At 69.3% G+C, this 17,046-nt stretch carries 12 protein-coding genes and 1 tRNA gene; 4 read left to right on the top strand and 9 right to left on the bottom strand.

Features of this window, described 5'->3' with window-relative positions; genetic code table 11:
* Positions 1 to 16: 16 nt before the first annotated feature.
* The gene (gene pks2 / locus BLW81_RS12600; protein WP_083407473.1) at positions 17 to 6,304 is read right to left on the bottom strand and encodes a sulfolipid-1 biosynthesis phthioceranic/hydroxyphthioceranic acid synthase; all 6,288 of its coding nucleotides are present in this window, start codon (positions 6,302 to 6,304) and stop codon (positions 17 to 19) included.
* A gap of 1,166 nt (positions 6,305 to 7,470) precedes the next feature.
* Here pks2 and BLW81_RS12595 point away from each other — a divergent pair.
* Positions 7,471 to 8,091: a superoxide dismutase gene (locus tag BLW81_RS12595; protein ID WP_083407472.1), complete on the top strand. Its 621-nt coding sequence runs from the start codon at positions 7,471 to 7,473 to the stop codon at positions 8,089 to 8,091.
* A 52-nt stretch (positions 8,092 to 8,143) separates the two neighbouring features.
* Entirely contained in the window at positions 8,144 to 8,938 is a 795-nt protein-coding gene (locus tag BLW81_RS12590; RefSeq protein ID WP_083407471.1) for an SDR family oxidoreductase, read from the top strand.
* Positions 8,939 to 8,945: 7 nt separating this feature from the next.
* On the opposite strand, the gene BLW81_RS12585 is transcribed toward BLW81_RS12590, so the two are convergent.
* The 8 genes from BLW81_RS12585 to BLW81_RS12550 form a co-directional block, all read right to left on the bottom strand.
* A complete protein-coding gene (locus BLW81_RS12585; RefSeq protein WP_083407470.1) occupies positions 8,946 to 9,473 on the bottom strand; it encodes a lipoprotein LppJ family protein in 528 nt (175 codons plus the stop codon).
* Positions 9,474 to 9,490: 17 nt separating this feature from the next.
* A complete protein-coding gene (locus BLW81_RS12580) occupies positions 9,491 to 11,287 on the bottom strand; it encodes an alpha/beta hydrolase (protein WP_083407469.1) in 1,797 nt (598 codons plus the stop codon).
* Between the two features lie 21 nt (positions 11,288 to 11,308).
* Positions 11,309 to 11,608 (bottom strand): type VII secretion target, encoded by a 300-nt coding sequence (locus tag BLW81_RS12575; RefSeq protein ID WP_157897678.1) that lies wholly within the window; start codon positions 11,606 to 11,608, stop codon positions 11,309 to 11,311.
* A 64-nt stretch (positions 11,609 to 11,672) separates the two neighbouring features.
* Positions 11,673 to 11,745: transfer RNA gene (locus BLW81_RS12570), tRNA-Ala, on the bottom strand.
* A gap of 51 nt (positions 11,746 to 11,796) precedes the next feature.
* Positions 11,797 to 12,822, bottom strand: coding sequence for a divisome protein SepX/GlpR (gene sepX / locus BLW81_RS12565; RefSeq protein WP_083407467.1), 1,026 nt, complete (start codon positions 12,820 to 12,822; stop codon positions 11,797 to 11,799).
* 244 nt (positions 12,823 to 13,066) lie between these two features.
* On the bottom strand, positions 13,067 to 13,720 hold the full coding sequence (locus tag BLW81_RS12560; RefSeq protein WP_083407466.1) for a GNAT family N-acetyltransferase: 654 nt from the start codon (positions 13,718 to 13,720) through the stop codon (positions 13,067 to 13,069).
* 19 nt (positions 13,721 to 13,739) lie between these two features.
* Positions 13,740 to 14,999, bottom strand: a complete 1,260-nt coding sequence (gene glp / locus BLW81_RS12555; protein WP_083407465.1) for a molybdotransferase-like divisome protein Glp — start codon at positions 14,997 to 14,999, stop codon at positions 13,740 to 13,742.
* 48 nt (positions 15,000 to 15,047) lie between these two features.
* Positions 15,048 to 15,956 carry a UTP--glucose-1-phosphate uridylyltransferase gene (locus tag BLW81_RS12550; protein ID WP_083407464.1) on the bottom strand — a complete coding sequence of 303 codons (909 nt, stop codon included), beginning with the start codon at positions 15,954 to 15,956 and terminating at the stop codon, positions 15,048 to 15,050.
* A gap of 66 nt (positions 15,957 to 16,022) precedes the next feature.
* Here BLW81_RS12550 and BLW81_RS12545 point away from each other — a divergent pair, with 66 nt between their 5' ends.
* Positions 16,023 to 16,613: a 5-formyltetrahydrofolate cyclo-ligase gene (locus tag BLW81_RS12545; protein WP_083407463.1), complete on the top strand. Its 591-nt coding sequence runs from the start codon at positions 16,023 to 16,025 to the stop codon at positions 16,611 to 16,613.
* A 72-nt stretch (positions 16,614 to 16,685) separates the two neighbouring features.
* Positions 16,686 to 17,015: an FmdB family zinc ribbon protein gene (locus tag BLW81_RS12540; RefSeq protein WP_083407462.1), complete on the top strand. Its 330-nt coding sequence runs from the start codon at positions 16,686 to 16,688 to the stop codon at positions 17,013 to 17,015.
* Positions 17,016 to 17,046: the final 31 nt, after the last annotated feature.

The raw sequence follows: 17,046 nt of genomic DNA, 5'->3' as shown, positions 1-17,046 counted from the left end.
TGTGTCGGAGCGATGGTCAGGATGCGGCCGGGACGGCTTCGTCGGCGGCGAGCGTCTCGCACAGGTGGTCGGCAAGGCCTCGGACCGTGCTGACTCCCATGGAGGTGATGCGAATTCCCGTCTCGGCCTCGATCCGCGTGCGCAGTTCGAGATTGCCCAGCGAGTCCAGGCCGTACTCCGAGAGCGGACGGTCGGGGTCGATCGCCCGGCGCAGGATCAGTCCGACCTGCTCGGAGATCAGCCGCCGCAGGTGCGTCGGCCATTCCTCCCTCGGCATGGCGGCCAGTTCGGCCCGCAGTCGCCGGCCCTCGGCCGGTCCCTGTCCCGCCGACTTGAACGCCGACGCGAAGGGACTGCGCTGCGCGAACGCGGTGAGCCACGGGGTGCCCAGAATCGGTGCGTACCCGGTGTACCCGCGGTCGTGGCTCAGCAGCGCCTCGAACGCGTACGCGCCCTCGTCGGGAAGGATCGCGCCGTCGCCCTCGGCCAGCGCTGTGCCGCGGCCGATCTCGGCCCACGCGCCCCACGCGATGACGCTGGCCGGCAGGCCCTGGGACCGCCGCCACGTCATGAACGCGTCGAGCCAGCTGTTGGCCGCGGCGTAGGCACCCTGTCCCGGTGAACCCACCAGCGCGGCCGCCGACGAGAACGCGCAGAACCAGTCGAGCGGCTGCGACGCCGTCGCGACGTGAAGGTTCCACGCGCCGTACACCTTCGGCGCCCAGTCACGGTCGATGAGGTCATCGGTGATGTTGGGCAGGGTGGCGTCCTCGACCACCGCCGCGGCGTGCAGCACACCGCGCAACGGCAGCCCGGTCGCGGTCGCCGCGGCGACCAGCCGATCGACCGTGCCCGGCGCCGCGATGTCGCCGCACTCCACCACGATGTCGGCACCCGACGCCGCGATGAGCTCGACGATCTCCTTGGCCTTGGTGCTCAGCTCGCTGCGCGACGTCAGCACGATGCGACCCGCACCGGCCTCGGCCATCTTCTCGGCGAGGAACAGGCCCAGCCCGCCCAGACCACCGGTGACGAGGTAGGCACCGTCGCTGCGGAACGGCGAAACCTCCTCCGGCGGAACGACAGCCGAACCCAGCCCGGTCTTGGGCACATCCAGCACCAGCTTGCCGATGTGCTGCGCGCCGCCCATCTTGCGGATGGCGGTGGCCGCGTCGGTCAGCGGGAAGTGCGTGATGTCCGGCAGCGGCAGGGTGCCGTCGGCGGTCAGCTGGTACACCTTCTCGAGCAGCGTGCGCACCTTGTCCGGATGCGTGACCGTCATCAACGCCAGGTCGACGGCGTAGAACGACAGGTTGCGTCGGAACGGGAACAGTCCCATCCGGGTGTCACCGTAGATGTCGCGCTTGCCGATCTCGACGAACCGGCCGCCGAAGGACAGCAACTCCAGGCCGGCCCGCTGGGCGGCGCCGGTGACGGAGTTGAGCACGATGTCCACGCCGTAGCCGTCGGTGTCGCGTCGGATCTCGTCGGCGAACGCGGTGCTGCGCGAATCGTAGACATGCTCGATTCCCCAGTCCCGCAACAACTGTCGGCGCTCTTCACTGCCCGCGGTGGCGTAGATCTCGGCGCCCACGGACCGTGCGACGGCGATCGCCGCCTGGCCGACACCGCCGGTCGCGGAGTGGATCAGCACCTTCTCGCCCTTGCCCATGCGGGCGAGCTCGATCAGCCCGAGCCACACCGTGGCGTAGGCCAGGCCGACCGCGGCGGCCTCGTGTTCTGCGAAACCGTCGGGCAGCTTGGTCGCGAGGTTGGCGTCGCAGGTGACGTACGTACCCCAGCAGCCGTTCGCCGACACACCGCCGACCCGGTCGCCGACCTGGTGCGTGGTAACACCAGGGCCGACCGCGGTGACGACACCGCCGAATTCCGAACCGAGTTCGGGCAGCCGGCCGTCGAAGGCCGGCGCGCGACCGAAGGCGACGAGGACGTCGACGAAGTTGATGCTCGACGCGCTGACCGCCACCTCGATCTGGCCGGGCCCCGGCGGAGTCCGGTCGAAGGCAACGAGTTCCAGCGACTCGAGGTCACCGGGTGTGCGGACCTGCAGGCGCACCCCGTCACGCTCGGCGTCGACGTCAGCGGTCTTGCGCTCCTCGGCGCGCAGCGGCGCCGGGCACAACCGCGCGGTGTACCACCGGCCGTCGCGCCACGCGGTTTCGTCCTCGTCCGAACCGGCCAGCAGTTGGCCGGCGAGCTGAGCGCCGTCGGTGACGTCGTCGACGTCAATCTGCGTCGGGCGCAGCCGCGGGTACTCCATGCCCAGCGCGCGCATCAGCCCGCGCAGGCCGGCGTGCTCGACGTTCGGCACATCGTCGGCGACCACCTGTTGCGCATTGCGGGCCACCACGTACAGCCGCGGCGGCTCGCCGGCGATCTCGGGCAGCTCGCGGGCGATCCGCACCACGTGCCGCACGCATTCGACACCGCGCTGTCCGGCCGCGGCGTCGACACCCTGCGCCGCACCGGGCAGCACCACCACGCCGGTGACGAGCTGCGACTCCAGGTACGAGGCAAGCGATTCGGCGTTGGCTTCGTGATCGGAGTTCGGCGCCCACGCCATCGTGGTGCAGTCGGCCCCTGCCGACTTGAGCGCGTCGGCGAGATCGGCGGCCAGCGCATTGCCGTTGCCGCTAATGTTGATCAGCACCCACGTTCCGGCGTCGTCGGGATCGGCCTCTGGCAGTTCCTGCTGCTGCCATTCGATGGTCAGCAGCCGCTCGTTGAGCTTGCGGTCGGCCTGAGCCTGCTCGGAGGTGCCCGCACCGAGTTTCAGCCCGGTGACGCTGAGCACCACCGTGCCGTGCTCGTCGAGCACCTCGAGGTCGGCCACCACGCCGTCGGCGTCAGCGCTGACGATCCGGCTGTAGCACCAGTGCGCGTTGCGGGCCGAGCCGAACGCACGCAGCCGGGAAACCCCGAGCGGCAACAACATTCCGCCGCCCGCGGCCGCGCTCTGCACATCCGGGTGGGCCACCACCGACTGGAAGCACGCGTCCAGCAGTGCCGGGTGCACGCCGTAGCCGGCCTGCTGCGACCGCAGCGGACCGGGCAGAGCGGTCGCCGCCAGCACGGTGTCCCCCTCCCCGGTGTAGGCGGTGGCCAGGCCCGCGAACGCGGCGCCGTGCTTGATGCCGACGCTGCCGAACGCCGAGCGCAGCTCTTCGCCCTCGACGCCGTTGGTGTGCGCGGCGCGCAGCGCCTCGATGTCGTAGGACACCGGCGCCGCCGCGTCGTCGCCGGCGGCGTTGAGTGTCGCGGCCGCGCGCCGGGTGCGCTCACCGGCCTCGTAGGTCTCCACCGTGAACTCGACGTGACCCGGCGAAACCGTTGTCGTGGAAGCGGAGATCGGCGTCTCCTCGTCGAGCAGCAGCATCCGCTCGAAGGACACGTCACGAACCTCGGCCGCCTCACCGAGCACCTCACGGGCCGCGGCGAGCGCCATCTCGCAGTACGCCGCGCCGGGCAGCACCGCAACCTCGTGCACCTGGTGGTCGGCCAGCCACGGCTGCGCCTCGGTTCCGACCTCGCCCTGCCACTGGTGGCGCTCGGGCTCCTCGGGCAGCACGACATGCGAACCGAGAAGCGGGTGCACCGCGATCGTGTGCGCGCCACGGGACGGCACGTCCGCGCTGTCCTGGTCGAGCAGCAGCGACGTGTGCGTCCACGTCGGCAGCGGCGCGGTGATCAGCTGGCCCGACGGGTGTCGGACCGAGAAGTCAACGGCCGCACCGACACTGTGCAGGTCGGCGGTCAGCGGCAGCAATCCGTGCGGAAGCTCCTGGCCGCGGCGCATCCCCGCCAGCACCGCCGACGGCACGTCGAGGCTGCGGGCGGTCTGCTCGACGGCGTGCGTCAGCAGCGGATGCGGGGACAGTTCGGCGAAGACGCGGTGCCCGTCCTCCAGGGCGGCCTGCACCGCGGCAGCGAAGCGCACCGTGTGACGCAGGTTGTCCACCCAGTAGTCCGCGTCGTAGTCGGCGATGTCGCGCGGGTCGTACAGCGTCGCCGAGTAGTAGGGGATTTCGGGCTCGCGCGGATCGAGATCCTCCAGCGCGTCGGCCAGGTCGTCGAGGATCGGGTCGACTTGCGGCGAGTGCGACGCCACGTCGACGGCCACCTCACGGGCCATCACGTCGCGCTGCTCCCAGGCGGCGACCAGATCACGCACCGACTGCGTGGCACCGCCGACGACGGTCGACTGCGGGGAGGCCACCACGGCCAGCGAGACGTCGGTGACCCCACGCGCGGCGAGTTCGGAAATCACCTGTGAGGCAGGCAGTTCCACCGATGCCATCGCGCCGGAGCCCGCGATGCGCGCCATCAGGCGCGACCGCCGGCAGATCACCTTCACCGCGTCGTCGAGGCTCAGCGCGCCGGCGACGACGGAGGCCGCCACCTCGCCCATCGAGTGCCCGATCACCGCACCCGGCGTCACCCCGTAGGACCGCATCGTCGCGGCGAGCGCGACCTGCACGGCGAACACGGTCGGCTGCACGCGGTCGATGCCGGTGACCGTCTCCGGCGCCGACATCGCCTGTGTCACCGAGAAGTTCGACTCCCGGGCGATCAGCGGCTCGAGTTCGGCGATCGTCGCGGCGAACACCGGTTCGCGGGTCAGCAACTCCGCACCCATCCCGGCCCACTGCGAACCCTGGCCGGAGAACACCCACACCGGTCCGCGGTCGTCTTGCGCAACGGCCGGCTGGAACGGGGTGTCGCCCTCGGCGACCGCCCGGAACTCGGTGATCAGTTCGTCGCGCCCACCGGCGATCACCGCGGTGCGCACCGACCGGTGGCCGCGCCTGCGGGTCAGGGTGTACGCGAGGTCGGCCAGGTTGATGGCAGGACCGCGGCCGTTGCCGTCACCGCTCTGCGCCAGCCAGTCGGCCATCCGGCCTGCGGTCCGGCGCAGTTCCTCCGCCGAGGTCGACGACAGCGGAAACATCAGCGGGCCCTCGGCGGCCGGCGTCACGGGTTCGCGCTGCGGTTCGGGCGCCTGCTCGACGACGGCGTGGACGTTGGTGCCCGACAGGCCGTAGGCGGACACGGTCGCCCGGCGCGGATGCGCGCCGGTGTTGGGCCACGTGGTGTTCGACTCGGGCACGAACAGCCCGGTCTCGATCTTGGCCATCTCGTCGGGCAGCTGGTTGAAGTGCAGGTTCTTGGGGACGACACCGTGCTGTACCGCGAGCACGGCCTTCATCACCCCGAGCGCGCCCGCCGCCGACTGGGTGTGGCCGAAATTGGTCTTGACCGAGCCGAGCGCGCACGGGCTGTCGGTGCCGTACACCGCGGCCACGCTGGCGTACTCCAGCGGATCGCCGACCGGGGTGCCGGTGCCGTGGGCCTCGACGAGCCCGACGGTCTGGGGCTCGACGCCCGCGTTCTCCAGCGCGGCCCGGTAGACCGCGATCTGGGCGTCCGACGACGGCGTGGCGATGTTGACCGTGCGGCCGTCCTGGTTGGACGCGGTGCCGCGGATCACCGCGAGGATGCGGTCACCGTCGGCGACCGCCTCGTCGAGGCGCTTAAGCATCAGCACCGCGCAGCCCTCGGCGGAGACGAACCCGTCGGCGTCGACGTCGAACGCGTGGCAGCGTCCCGTCGGCGAGAGCATGCCGGCCGCCGAACCACCCGCGGCCTTGCGCGGCTCGAGCAGGACCGAGACGCCGCCGGCCAGCGCGAGATCGCTCTCGCCCTCGTGCAGGCTCCGGCAGGCCATGTGGATGGCGCTCAAGCCCGACGAGCAGGCGGTGTCCACGGTGACCGCGGGCCCGTGCACGTTGAGGGCGTAGGAGATGCGACCGGACGCGAGGCTGAAGCTCGTCCCGGTGAACCCGTACGGGCCCTCCAGCGCCCTGGTGTCGGCCGCGAGGTAGGTGTAGTCGTTGTGGGTCAGGCCCATGAAGACGCCGGTCTTGGAGCCGGCGAGGCTCGACGGGTTCATCCCGGAGTGCTCGACGGCCTCCCACGCGGTCTCCAGCAACACCCGGTGCTGCGGGTCGATCGCGGTGGCCTCGCGCTCGGTGATGCCGAAGAACCCATGATCGAAGGCGGAGGCGTCGTCGAGGAACGCACCCCACTTGGACACCGAACGACCGGGCACGCCCGGTTCGGGGTCGTAGTACTCCTCGGCATCCCACCGGCCGCGCGGAATCTCGGTGACGAAGTCGTCACCCTTCAGGAGGGCGTCCCAAAGCTGTTCCGGCGACTCGATACCGCCAGGAAGTCGGCATGACATCCCGATCACAGCGACGGGAATTGCACGCGTTTCGCCCACGTAGAAAAACCTCTTCTCAGCTTCCGCTCAGGTTGTGCGTTCGAATTAGGATAGGGGGTAAGTGACCCGTCGTCTCAACTCTGAGAAACCACGACCGTGGCCGCCCGATCGCGATATCGGGACGTGTGCAGGTGAACGTTACAAATGCGAAAAATCGACAACAAATGTTGTCCACCTTTGCGTCCACCCGGCCACGAACGGCGCGTACCGAACCGGTCTCCGCGCTCCGCAACCATCCCCCTGTTTGCCGAGCCGGCCGCGGCGGCCGCGACGCACCCCGCATGCCGGGCCGCGTCGGCGTCACACCATCGGTTTACATCGAGGTCAGCGCCTCGTGATGTTTGCGAGGAGTGGTTCGATGCCGCCACGGCGGCCAATCTACCAGTGCGTTCCCAGAATTGGGAAATTCCAGGTGGATTCGCTAATCCGCTCCGGATCGGGCCCCGAGACGTCGTTTGAGCAAAGTTGCTGCCGAAGTGAAAAGTTGCTTCTTCATGCTGTTTGAGCCGTTCTCACGTGAATCCGCAAAGATCGATCTTGCGTGAGATCACGATCACGGCCCTCTGGGTCCGACGCGTCTGCACTGGTCGCGCACCAGCGTTGCCTCGACGTTCGGCCGGAAATCTCGGGCCACTTCGACCGAAATGCGCGTGCTCAGGAGTTTCTCAGGTTAGCTATCCCGCCATTCAGCGCCCGATCCCACACGTAATGGCGGGCGACGTGCCCATTCGCCGCGTTCTTGCAACACCTCGTGCAGAAATGGCAAATGAAGTCTGGGCGAATTCGAGAATGTAAAGAAATTCGGGGCCATTAGACACTAAAACGGCGAATTCGGCGCAGTCCGCGCGACGGGTCAGCGGCGGGCGCAGTCTGCGCAAAGCGTTTCTCAGCGCAATCTCAGCAACGGTCGCAACCCTCCCGCGCGGCCCCTCTGATGGGCGCGGGCCGGCCGTGGTGAAGCGGCCCGCCGGGACGACAGGTACCCCACAGAGATGTGCTGCATCGATGCGGTCCACGACCGCCCGCGGGACCGACGCTATCACAACATCTGAACAGGTGGACAGATGACAAATTGCGGGCCTACCCTTGGCCGCGCGACGTGGATTCCGCGTGGTCGCGGGTACACAGCGTCGAACCGCACGAGGACCCCAACGGAAAGGACATTCATGGCCGAGTACACGCTGCCCGACCTCGACTACGACTACGGCGCGCTGGAGCCGCACATCTCGGGGCAGATCAACGAGATCCACCACAGCAAGCACCACGCCACCTACGTGAAGGGCGTCAACGACGCGATCGCCAAGCTCGAAGAGGCCAGGGCGTCCGGCGACCACTCCGCGATCTTCCTCAACGAGAAGAACCTGGCGTTCCACCTCGGTGGCCACGTCAACCACTCGATCTGGTGGAAGAACCTCTCACCGAACGGTGGGGACAAGCCGACCGGTGACCTCGCGGCCGCGATCGACGACCAGTTCGGTTCGTTCGACCGGTTCCAGAGCCAGTTCGCCGCTGCTGCCAACGGGCTGCAGGGCTCGGGCTGGGCCGTGCTGGGTTACGACACGCTGGGCCAGCGGCTGCTGACCTTCCAGCTGTTCGACCAGCAGGGCAACGTCCCGCTGGGCATCATCCCGCTCCTGCAGGTCGACATGTGGGAGCACGCGTACTACCTGCAGTACAAGAACGTCAAAGCCGATTACGTCAAGGCGTTCTGGAACGTCGTCAACTGGGAGGACGTGCAGAACCGCTATGCGGCCGCGACCACCCAGGCGAACGGGTTGATCTTCTAGTCTCTATCCGGGCGGCGACGGCCGTCACGGACCACGACGGAGGCGCTTGCCGATGAGCGAAGATCAGTTCAGCACGCACACAGAGCTTTTCGACCTCACCGGCAAGCGGGCCCTCGTCACGGGCGGCACCCGGGGCATCGGGGCGATGATGGCGCGGGGATTGCTGCAGGCCGGCGCGCGCGTGGTGATCAGCTCACGCAAACCCGATGGGTGCGCGCAGGCCGAGGAACAGTTGTCGAAGTACGGCGACGTCCGGGCGGTGCCCGCCGACCTGTCCCGCCATGACGAGTGCCTCCGACTCGCCGAGGACCTCACCGCCGGCGGCGAACCGCTGCACATCCTGGTCAACAACGCCGGCGCGACGTGGGGCGAGCCGCTGGAGAGCTTCCCCGATTCGGCGTGGGACAAGGTGCTCGACCTCAACGTGAAGGCGCCGTTCTGGATGGTGCAGGCGCTGCTGCCGGCCCTGCGCGCCGCAGGCACCGCCGACGACCCGGCCCGGATCATCAACGTCGGCAGCATCGACGGGCTCCGCGCCCCGCAGTTGCCGACGTACTCCTACAGCAGCAGCAAGGCCGCCGTCCACCACCTCACCCGTGTCCTCGCCCGCGAGCTCGGGCCGCAGCACATCACCGTCAATGCCGTTGCGCCAGGCCCGTTTCAGTCGAAGATGATGGCGGCGACGCTCGACGCGTACGGCGAGCAGATCGCCGCGGCGGCACCTCTGCGCCGCATCGGCCGCGACGACGACATGGCGGGCATCGCGGTCTACCTGGCCAGCCGCGCGGGGTCCTACCTCACCGGGGCGGTGATTCCTGTCGACGGCGGGATCGCGACCACGGGCTGAGCGGATCTCACCCGTCGAGCGAGATGTCCTCGGGCTCACCGGCGGTCGCCTTGGTGGTGGTGAAGTCGCGGCACTCGCCGTAGAACGTCACCGTCCGGTTGGGGGTGCTGACGTTCTGCGGGGCGAACGACGCGACGACGTTGTTCTTCTCGACGGTGGTGCCGTGGGTCTTGAATTCGGTGTCGCCGGACCATCCTTGCGACTTCAGGCGCTCCACCCACTGCGCCACTTCGCGGTCGGACTCCTGGAAGTCGGCGGCCAGCGGCAGCCAGACGCTGACGTTGCCGCGGAACGGCGGCTCCTGCTGGTCGTTGCACGACTCGTGCCGGAAAAGCGCTCGCGTCACCGGCAATTGGAGGCTCTGCACGACTTCGCGTGCGCTGTCGACGACCTGGGCCTTGGACTGCTCGGGGGTCAGCGCATCGTCGCCGGGACCGTTCTGCGTTGTCATCGAGTCACATCCTGTCATCAGCGACGCGCACAGCGCGGCGGCGACGGTCACCTTCGGCAACATGCGGGTGCCGGGGTTGCGCATCGTTGGCGTCCAATCTGTCAGTGGTGGTGGTCACGGGTGGCGGGGCGGTAGGTCTCGGGGTCGATCTCCACGTCGGGCAGCCCGGGAATCGGGATGTCGATGGTGTGACGTTCGCCGGCCGTCATGCCGAGGTCGTCGAGCCGGTCGCCGTTGCCCGCGGCGATCTCGCCGATGCTGAACAGCGATTCGCTGCCCGTGACGTAATAGCCGCTGTGGTCCTTCCACGGCCAGTCGACGCCAGCGACCTCAGCTTTGAAGCGGGTGCCGCCGAAGTCGGTCGTCGCGGGGTCAGAACCCAATCCGACGGTGACACCGGTGCCCGGGACGTGGGCCTGGGTGTCCCCGCCGAGGTGCGTGATCGGATCGGTGGAGGCCGACCCGACGTACACCTGACCGCCGGGCGGCAGGTTGAAGTCGGCGGCGGTCTCGGCCAGATCCGTGCCGGGCGATCCGACCAGAACCACGTCGTCGGCGCGCAGTCCGTAACCGGCGCAGGCGTCGGCGACCGTCGTCGACCCGTAGGAGTGCCCCATCACCGTGACGTGCGAGTCGCCGCGGTTGGTCAGCTCGAGCGTGTTGATGTCGTTGGCCAGCAGGTTGCCGCCTTCGCGGGCGTTACCGACCTGCGCCACCTGCGGGTCGAACAGGCTGTCGGGCGCGTTGTAGCCCATCCATGCGACCACCGACGTCGTGGCGCCGCGGTTGGCGGCCGCGGTCTCGTTGTAGACGTTCGCGGCGTCCGGATTGCTCAGCCAGCCGGACGTGACGCTGTTGCCGGTGCCGGGCACGACGACAGCGGTGTTGTCGGCGTTGTCGGGGTTGCCGATGGCGACGGCGGCGCGGCCCTGCCCGTCGAACGCCTCGGGTTCGTAGACGTACAAGAAGGTTTCGGTTCCGCCGGTGTTCTTACTGTTGGTCTCGAGGCCACGCTTGACCTGTACGGCGTTGTTGTAGCGGGTGATGTCGGTGCCGGTGAGGCCGAACTTGTCCGGGTTGGCCTTGACCTGGTCGACGGTGGCTCCGGTGACCGCCGCGCGCTGCTCGACGCGGTCGATGTCGCGTTGCATGACGGCCTTGTTGGCCCGGCTGCGCGGTTCGACGGGAACGCCGTTGAGGTTGCCGATCTTTTCCGGCTGTTCGCGAATGAGCCTGTCGCGCTCCTCTTTTGACAGCGAGTTCCACCAGTTCTTGACCTCGACCGGGTCCTTGGTGTCCGGGATCTTCGGACCGGATTCCTTCGGCGGCGCCTGCGGCAACGGCCCGCCGGGCCCCCAGGACCGCATCGTGGTGTCGGACAACCCGGCGACGGTGCTGCGCACGCCTTGGCTGAGCTGGCGGTCGGCGGTGTCGAAATTCGCCAGCGCGGTCTTCATGGTGAGGCTGTTCGTCGCGGCCAGTTGATCGACGCGCATCGCGTTGACCGGGCTCGCTCGGGCGTACTGGTCGAGCGGACTGCCAGGCTTCACCGACACACTGCCGTCGGGGCCGACCTGCCAGCCCTGCTGCTGCAGTTGGGTGACGGTCTGCAGGACGCTGGTGCGGTTCGCGGTCAAGGTCGCCCCGCCGCTCTGCAGGGTCGACTGCAGGTTGGTCAGGGTTTCGTGCAGGCGGCGCATCTGGTCGAGCGTGGGGGTGGCTTTCGCGAGCGCCTGGGCGGAGGCGGTGCCGCTCCAGCCCTGTCTGAGGTTCTCCAGCGCGGCCTGCTGGGTGGTGATCTGGTTGTTGAGTCCGGTCGCCTGCCGGGACAGTTCGGCGGCGGCCTGGGTCAGTCCCTCGGGTCGTGACGCTTCGACCTGAGGGATCGTCACCGGCATGTGGTCATCCTGCGGTCAGGGTCACTCGGCGATGCTCCGCAGCCGTTGGGCCAGCGCCTGGTCGGTCGATGTGTAGCGCTCGGCGGCAGAGGTCAGCCGCTCGGCGTGCGTGGCCAGCTCCTTGCCGACGACGGCAGCGGTCTTGTCGAGCACCTCGGCGGCCAGTTGGCATGCCGCGGCACTCTGCAGCTCGGTCACTGCCGCGGCGGCGGTGGCGAGCTGAGTCCCTGTGCCCATGCTTGATACGAACGACCCGACCTCGGTCTGGGTGGCGGCCACTTCCCGCAGCTTCGACGGGTCAACGCGCAGAGTCGCTGCCATGAGATGAATTTTAAGCCAGCCGGCGCGGCGCCCCGCACACATTCTGGCGGCCGAGCAATTTCTGTGGAGCTAAGGGGAATCGAACCCCTGACCTACTCGATGCGAACGAGTCGCGCTACCAACTGCGCCATAGCCCCTGATACCGGTAGCAGGCTACCAGTCACCGGACGGCGGCCGAAAATCGAGGCCTACTGACCCGCGGCCCGCGGCAGATCGAAATGCCGCGCGAACGGTGCGTAGTCCAGATGCTCGAAGATCGGGTCCTCGTCGTCGATCTCCAGGACCACCGAGCCCGGCCGCCGCAGCCGCGCCGGCACCACGTCGAACTCGCGGTCGTCGGTGTTCTCCACACCCAGCCGCGACCGCGCGATCCGCTGTGCGCGGCGCCGCCGCAACCGCTCCTCGATTCGCGTCTGCCTGCGCAGATAGGCCAGGTAGAGCACCGTCACCGCGCCGACCGCACCGCACGCCCACCACATCCCGGGCATCACCGTGAACGCCGCGGCGGCCGAACCGACCAGCAGCACCCCCATCGCCGTCAGCATGCGCTTGCGGAACTTGTATTTGCGCTCGCTGACCGCGGCCGCCGTCTTCGACTCGTAGCGGCGCCGGCGCGCAGCCGACAGCGAATCGGCCACGGGCGCATCGGCCTCCTCCGACGGCGCCTCCAGGCCCGACGAGTCGTCGACGTACTCGTACTCGTCGTCGAGTTCGTCCTCCGGCTCCGGGTCCGCCTCGGCGACCGGCTCCGGCGCCTCCTTCACAGGTTCCTCTTCGACGGGGACGTCCTCGACCGGCTCCTCGTCGAATTGCAGTGTCAGCTCGTCACTTTCAGCCGCCGAGGCGCCCACCGGCAGTGCCTCCGCGTCCTCCGCCACCACGTCGACGTCGAGATAGTCGGGTTCGGGCTCGACCTCGACCGCGGCGGCGCGCACGACCGACCGGCCCACCGGCTCGTCCGCAACCTCCTCGTCGAGGTGGTCGTCGAAGTCGTCTTCGGATGGCCGCCAATCCGGATCGTGGGCGTGGCCCGCGGCGGGGCCGTGCCGTTTGCGCAGCCGCGCGTTGCGCCCGCTGTTGAGCACCCGCGTCGCCAGTGCCACGTCGCTGGTGCGCCGCACGGAGTCGCGCTTGCTGATCAGCATCGGCACGAGCACGAAGAGCCAGAGGACGACGAGAGAAATCCACAGAAGGGATTGGGGGATGCTTGGCATGTCGCCTGCTCCTTTCCCCGATAAGGCTAGGTCTGTGACCTGCGCATCCGTGGGCGGCGCGCCGAGACAATTACACACCTGTAATTCACAGCAGACAAGCACCAACAGTCACAAATGTCACATTGGTAACAACGCCGACCCGTCGGGTGCGCCGATTTCTACACCAGGGCAGTGATTTTGCTCCGCGAACGACCCTCCAGTAGAACTCAGCGACACCACGCGACCGGCGCGTTGCTCCCCCGCGTCACGTCCAGTTGGCCCGGCCCTGCCGCACCAGCGCCGCCGCCGCCGAACCGACCAGTTCCTCGACGGTGATGGCCACCAGCAGGTGATCGCGCCAGGCGCCGTCGACCTCGAGGTACCGGCGCAGCAATCCCTCCTCGCGGAAGCCGACCTTGCCGAGCACCGCCCGGCTCGCCGCGTTCTCGGGCCGCACGGTCGCCTCGACGCGATGCAGCGCGACGGGCCCGAAACAGTGGTCGACGCCGAGCGCCAACGCGGCCGTCGCGACGCCACCTCCGTTGAGCGCCTTGGAAACCCAGTATCCGATCCATGCCGAGCGCAGCGCGCCGTGGGTGATGTTGCCGATCGTCAGCTGTCCGGCGAAATCACCGTCGACCTCGATGACGTACGGCAGCATCCGCCCCTTGCGCGCCTCCGAACGCAGCCCCGAGCACACCGCCGGCCACGACGTGATCGCGTGCCGGGTCTCCCAGTCGACACCCGTGGCCGGCTCCCACGGCTCCAGGTGCGCACGCTCGGCGAGGCGGATGCGGCTCCACTGGGCGCCGTCGCGCAGCCGCACCGGCCGCAGCCGCACCACGCCCGCGGCCACCCGCAGCGGACCGGCCGGTTGCGGCCAGCCCGGGTGCAGGGCGCTGGACCGCAGAAAGCTCATGTCGACACGCCGGTCGGGGTCAACCGCGCTGCGCCAGGAACGCCACGTCGACGATCTCGCCGGTGCGGATCTGCTCGGCCTCGCTGGGCACGACGACCAGACAGTTCGCCTCGGCCAGGGTGGCCAGCAGGTGCGACGACGCACCCGGCCCGCCGCCGAGCGCCTGCACGAGGTACTCGCCGGTGTCCTGGTCGCGCATCAGCTGACCCCGCAGATAACCGCGCCGACCGGCGACCGACTCGATCGGCGACAGCGTGCGGGCCTGCACGATCCGCCGGTGCGCCTGACGCTTGCCCAGCGACAGCCGGATCAGCGGACGGACCATCACCTCGAACACCACCAGCGCGCTGACCGGGTTGGCGGGCAGCAGGAACACGGGCACACCGTCGCGGCCGAGCTGGCCGAACCCCTGCACCGAACCGGGGTGCATCGCGATGCGGGTCACCTCCATCTCCCCCAGCTCGGCCAGCACCGAGCGCACCGCTTCGGCCGCCGCACCGCCGACCGCGCCGGCGATCACCACCACCTCGGCGCGGTTGATCTGGCCCTCGACGACCTCGCGCAGCTGTTTGGGATCGGTGTCGACGATGCCGACCCGGTTCACCTCGGCGCCGGCATCGCGGCCCGCGGCGGCCAGCGCATAGGAGTTGACGTCGTAGACCTGCCCGTTGCCCGGGGTGCGGGAGATGTCGACCAGCTCGCCGCCCACACACATCACCGACAGCCGCGGCCGCGGATGCACCAGCACCCGCTCCCTGCCGACCGCGGCGAGCAGGCCGACCTGCGCGGGGCCGATGATCGTGCCCGCCCGCACCGCGACGTCTCCGGGCTGCACGTCGTCGCCGGTGCGCCGGACATAGGCGCCCGACCGCACGCCGCGCAGCACCGTCACGCGGGCGTCGCCGCCGTCGGTCCAGCGCAGCGGCAGCACCGCATCGGCCAGCGTCGGCATCGGCGCACCGGTCTGCACGCGGGCGGCCTGGCGCGGCTGCAGCCGGCTCGGCGTGCGGGCACCCGCCTCGATCACGCCCATCACCGGAAGGCTGACCTCGCGCTCGCCGGACTCCTCGCCGTCCCCGTCGTCGCCAACGCCGAGCACGTCGACGCTGCGCACGGCGTAACCGTCGATCGCGGCCTGGTCGAAACCGGGCAGCGGACGCTCGGTGACCACTTCCTCGGCGCACATCAGTCCCTGCGCCTCGGCGATCGCCACTCGCACCGGACGCGGCGCCACCGCCGCAGCCGCAACTCGTGCCTGCTGTTCCTCGACCGAACGCACCGTGCCCCTATCTCCGCGTCAGGGCCGTCGTGGGTTGCCTGCGCGGGATCAGCAGTCGATCAGCCCCAGTCGCTCCACCAACCACCGCCGGAGTTCCGGCCCGTAGTCATCGCGCTTCAACGCAAAGTCAACCGCAGCCTTGAGGTAGCCGCCGGGATTTCCGAGGTCGTGTCGAGATCCGCGGTGCACAACCACGTGCACGGGATGGCCCTCGTTGATCAACAGCGCGACCGCATCGGTCAGCTGGATCTCCCCGCCCGCGCCGCGCGGAACCCGCTTGAGCGCATCGAAGATGGCCCGGTCGAGGACGTAGCGGCCGGCCGCGGCGAACGGCGACGGCGCGTCCTCGGCCTTCGGCTTCTCGTACATTCCCTTGACCCGCAGCACATTCGGGTTGTTGGTGTCGGGCACGGTCTCGACGTCGAACACGCCGTAGGCGCTGATCTCCTCGCGCGGCACCTCGATCGCGCACAGCACCGAGCCGCCGCGCTTGGCCCGCACCTTCGACATCGTCTCGAGCACACCGGTCGGCAGCACCAGGTCGTCGGGCAGCAGCACCGCCACTGCGTCCTCGTCGGGTCCGAGCTTGGGTTCCACACAGCTGACCGCGTGGCCGAGGCCCAGCGGCTGGGCCTGCACGACCGACTCGACCTTGATCAGCGCGGGCGCGCGCCGGACCTTCTCGAGCATCGACTGCTTGCCGCGGGCCTCGAGCGTGCCCTCGAGCACCAGGTCCTCGACGAAGTGCGCGACGACGCCGTCCTTGCCCTCCGACGTGACGATCACCAGGCGTTCGGCGCCGGCTTCGGCGGCCTCGGCGGCGACCAGCTCGATGCCGGGGGTGTCGACGACCGGCAGCAACTCCTTGGGAACGGTCTTGGTGGCGGGCAGGAAGCGGGTGCCCAGCCCTGCCGCCGGGACCACAGCGGTGTATGGGATCGGTACCTCTGGCCTCATCGCTCACACATTAACCTCATTGGGCAGGTTCAACAGGTCGAGGTCTGGTGTTTTGCGAGCGAATCGGTGAGCGCGACAAAGGCCGAGCTGCGCGCCGCGGTGATCGCCCGCAGGCGTGCCTTGACCGCGCGGGTGCGCGACGAGGAGGCCCGGGCGCTGCTCACCCATGTCGCGGCGGTCGCCACAGCAGGTCAGACGGTGTGCGCGTACGTGCCGGTGGGCTCCGAGCCCGGGTCTCCTGAGCTGCTCGACACCCTGCACGGCAACGGTGTGCGCGTGCTGCTGCCGATCGCACGGCACGACGCCGCCGGCGTCCCGCAGCCGTTGCTGTGGGGTGTCTACGTCCCGGGTGAGCTGGTGGCGGCGCGGTTCGGTCTGAAGGAACCGACCGGGCCCACGCTTCCGCCGGATGCAGTAGTAGAGGCGGCGACGGTCCTGGTGCCTGCGCTCGCCGTCGACCACGCGGGCGTGCGACTGGGCCGCGGCGCCGGTTTCTACGACCGGACGCTGACGGTAACCTCGCCCGCGGCGCGGTTGATCGCGGTGGTGCGCGACGACGAACTCGTCGACCAGCTACCGGCCGAACCGCACGACGTGCCGATGACCCACGCGCTCACGCCGCGCGCCGGAGTCGTGGCGCTCGGCAGACGGGAATGACATACGCCACCTGGCGGTTCTAGCACTTGAGCCGGTAGAGTGCTAAGAAGTTTGACCACCTCGGAGGTTTTCGTGCCTACCTATTCCTATGCGTGCACTGAATGCGGCGATCGGTTCGACGCAGTTCAGGCGTTCAGCGACGCGTCGCTGACCACCTGCAACAAGTGCAATGGCCGCCTGCGCAAGCTCTTCGGCAACGTGGGAGTGGTCTTCAAGGGCAGCGGCTTCTATCGCACCGACAGCCGCGAGGCCGGCAAGAGCTCCTCGAACGGCAAGAGCAGCAGCTCGGAGTCGAGCTCGTCGTCGTCGTCGTCGTCGTCGGAGAAGTCGAGCTCGTCGAGCGAGTCCAGCTCGAGTTCGAGCACCTCGACGTCGGCCGCGCCCGCCGCCGCGTCCAGCTGACCCGAGTTATCCACAGGGCGGCCGACTGCCG

Source organism: Mycolicibacterium rutilum (assembly GCF_900108565.1).
Lineage (GTDB): Bacteria > Actinomycetota > Actinomycetes > Mycobacteriales > Mycobacteriaceae > Mycobacterium > Mycobacterium rutilum.
The sequence above is the reverse complement of the archived record's forward strand: the minus strand, read 5'-3'. Positions and strand labels throughout refer to the sequence as shown.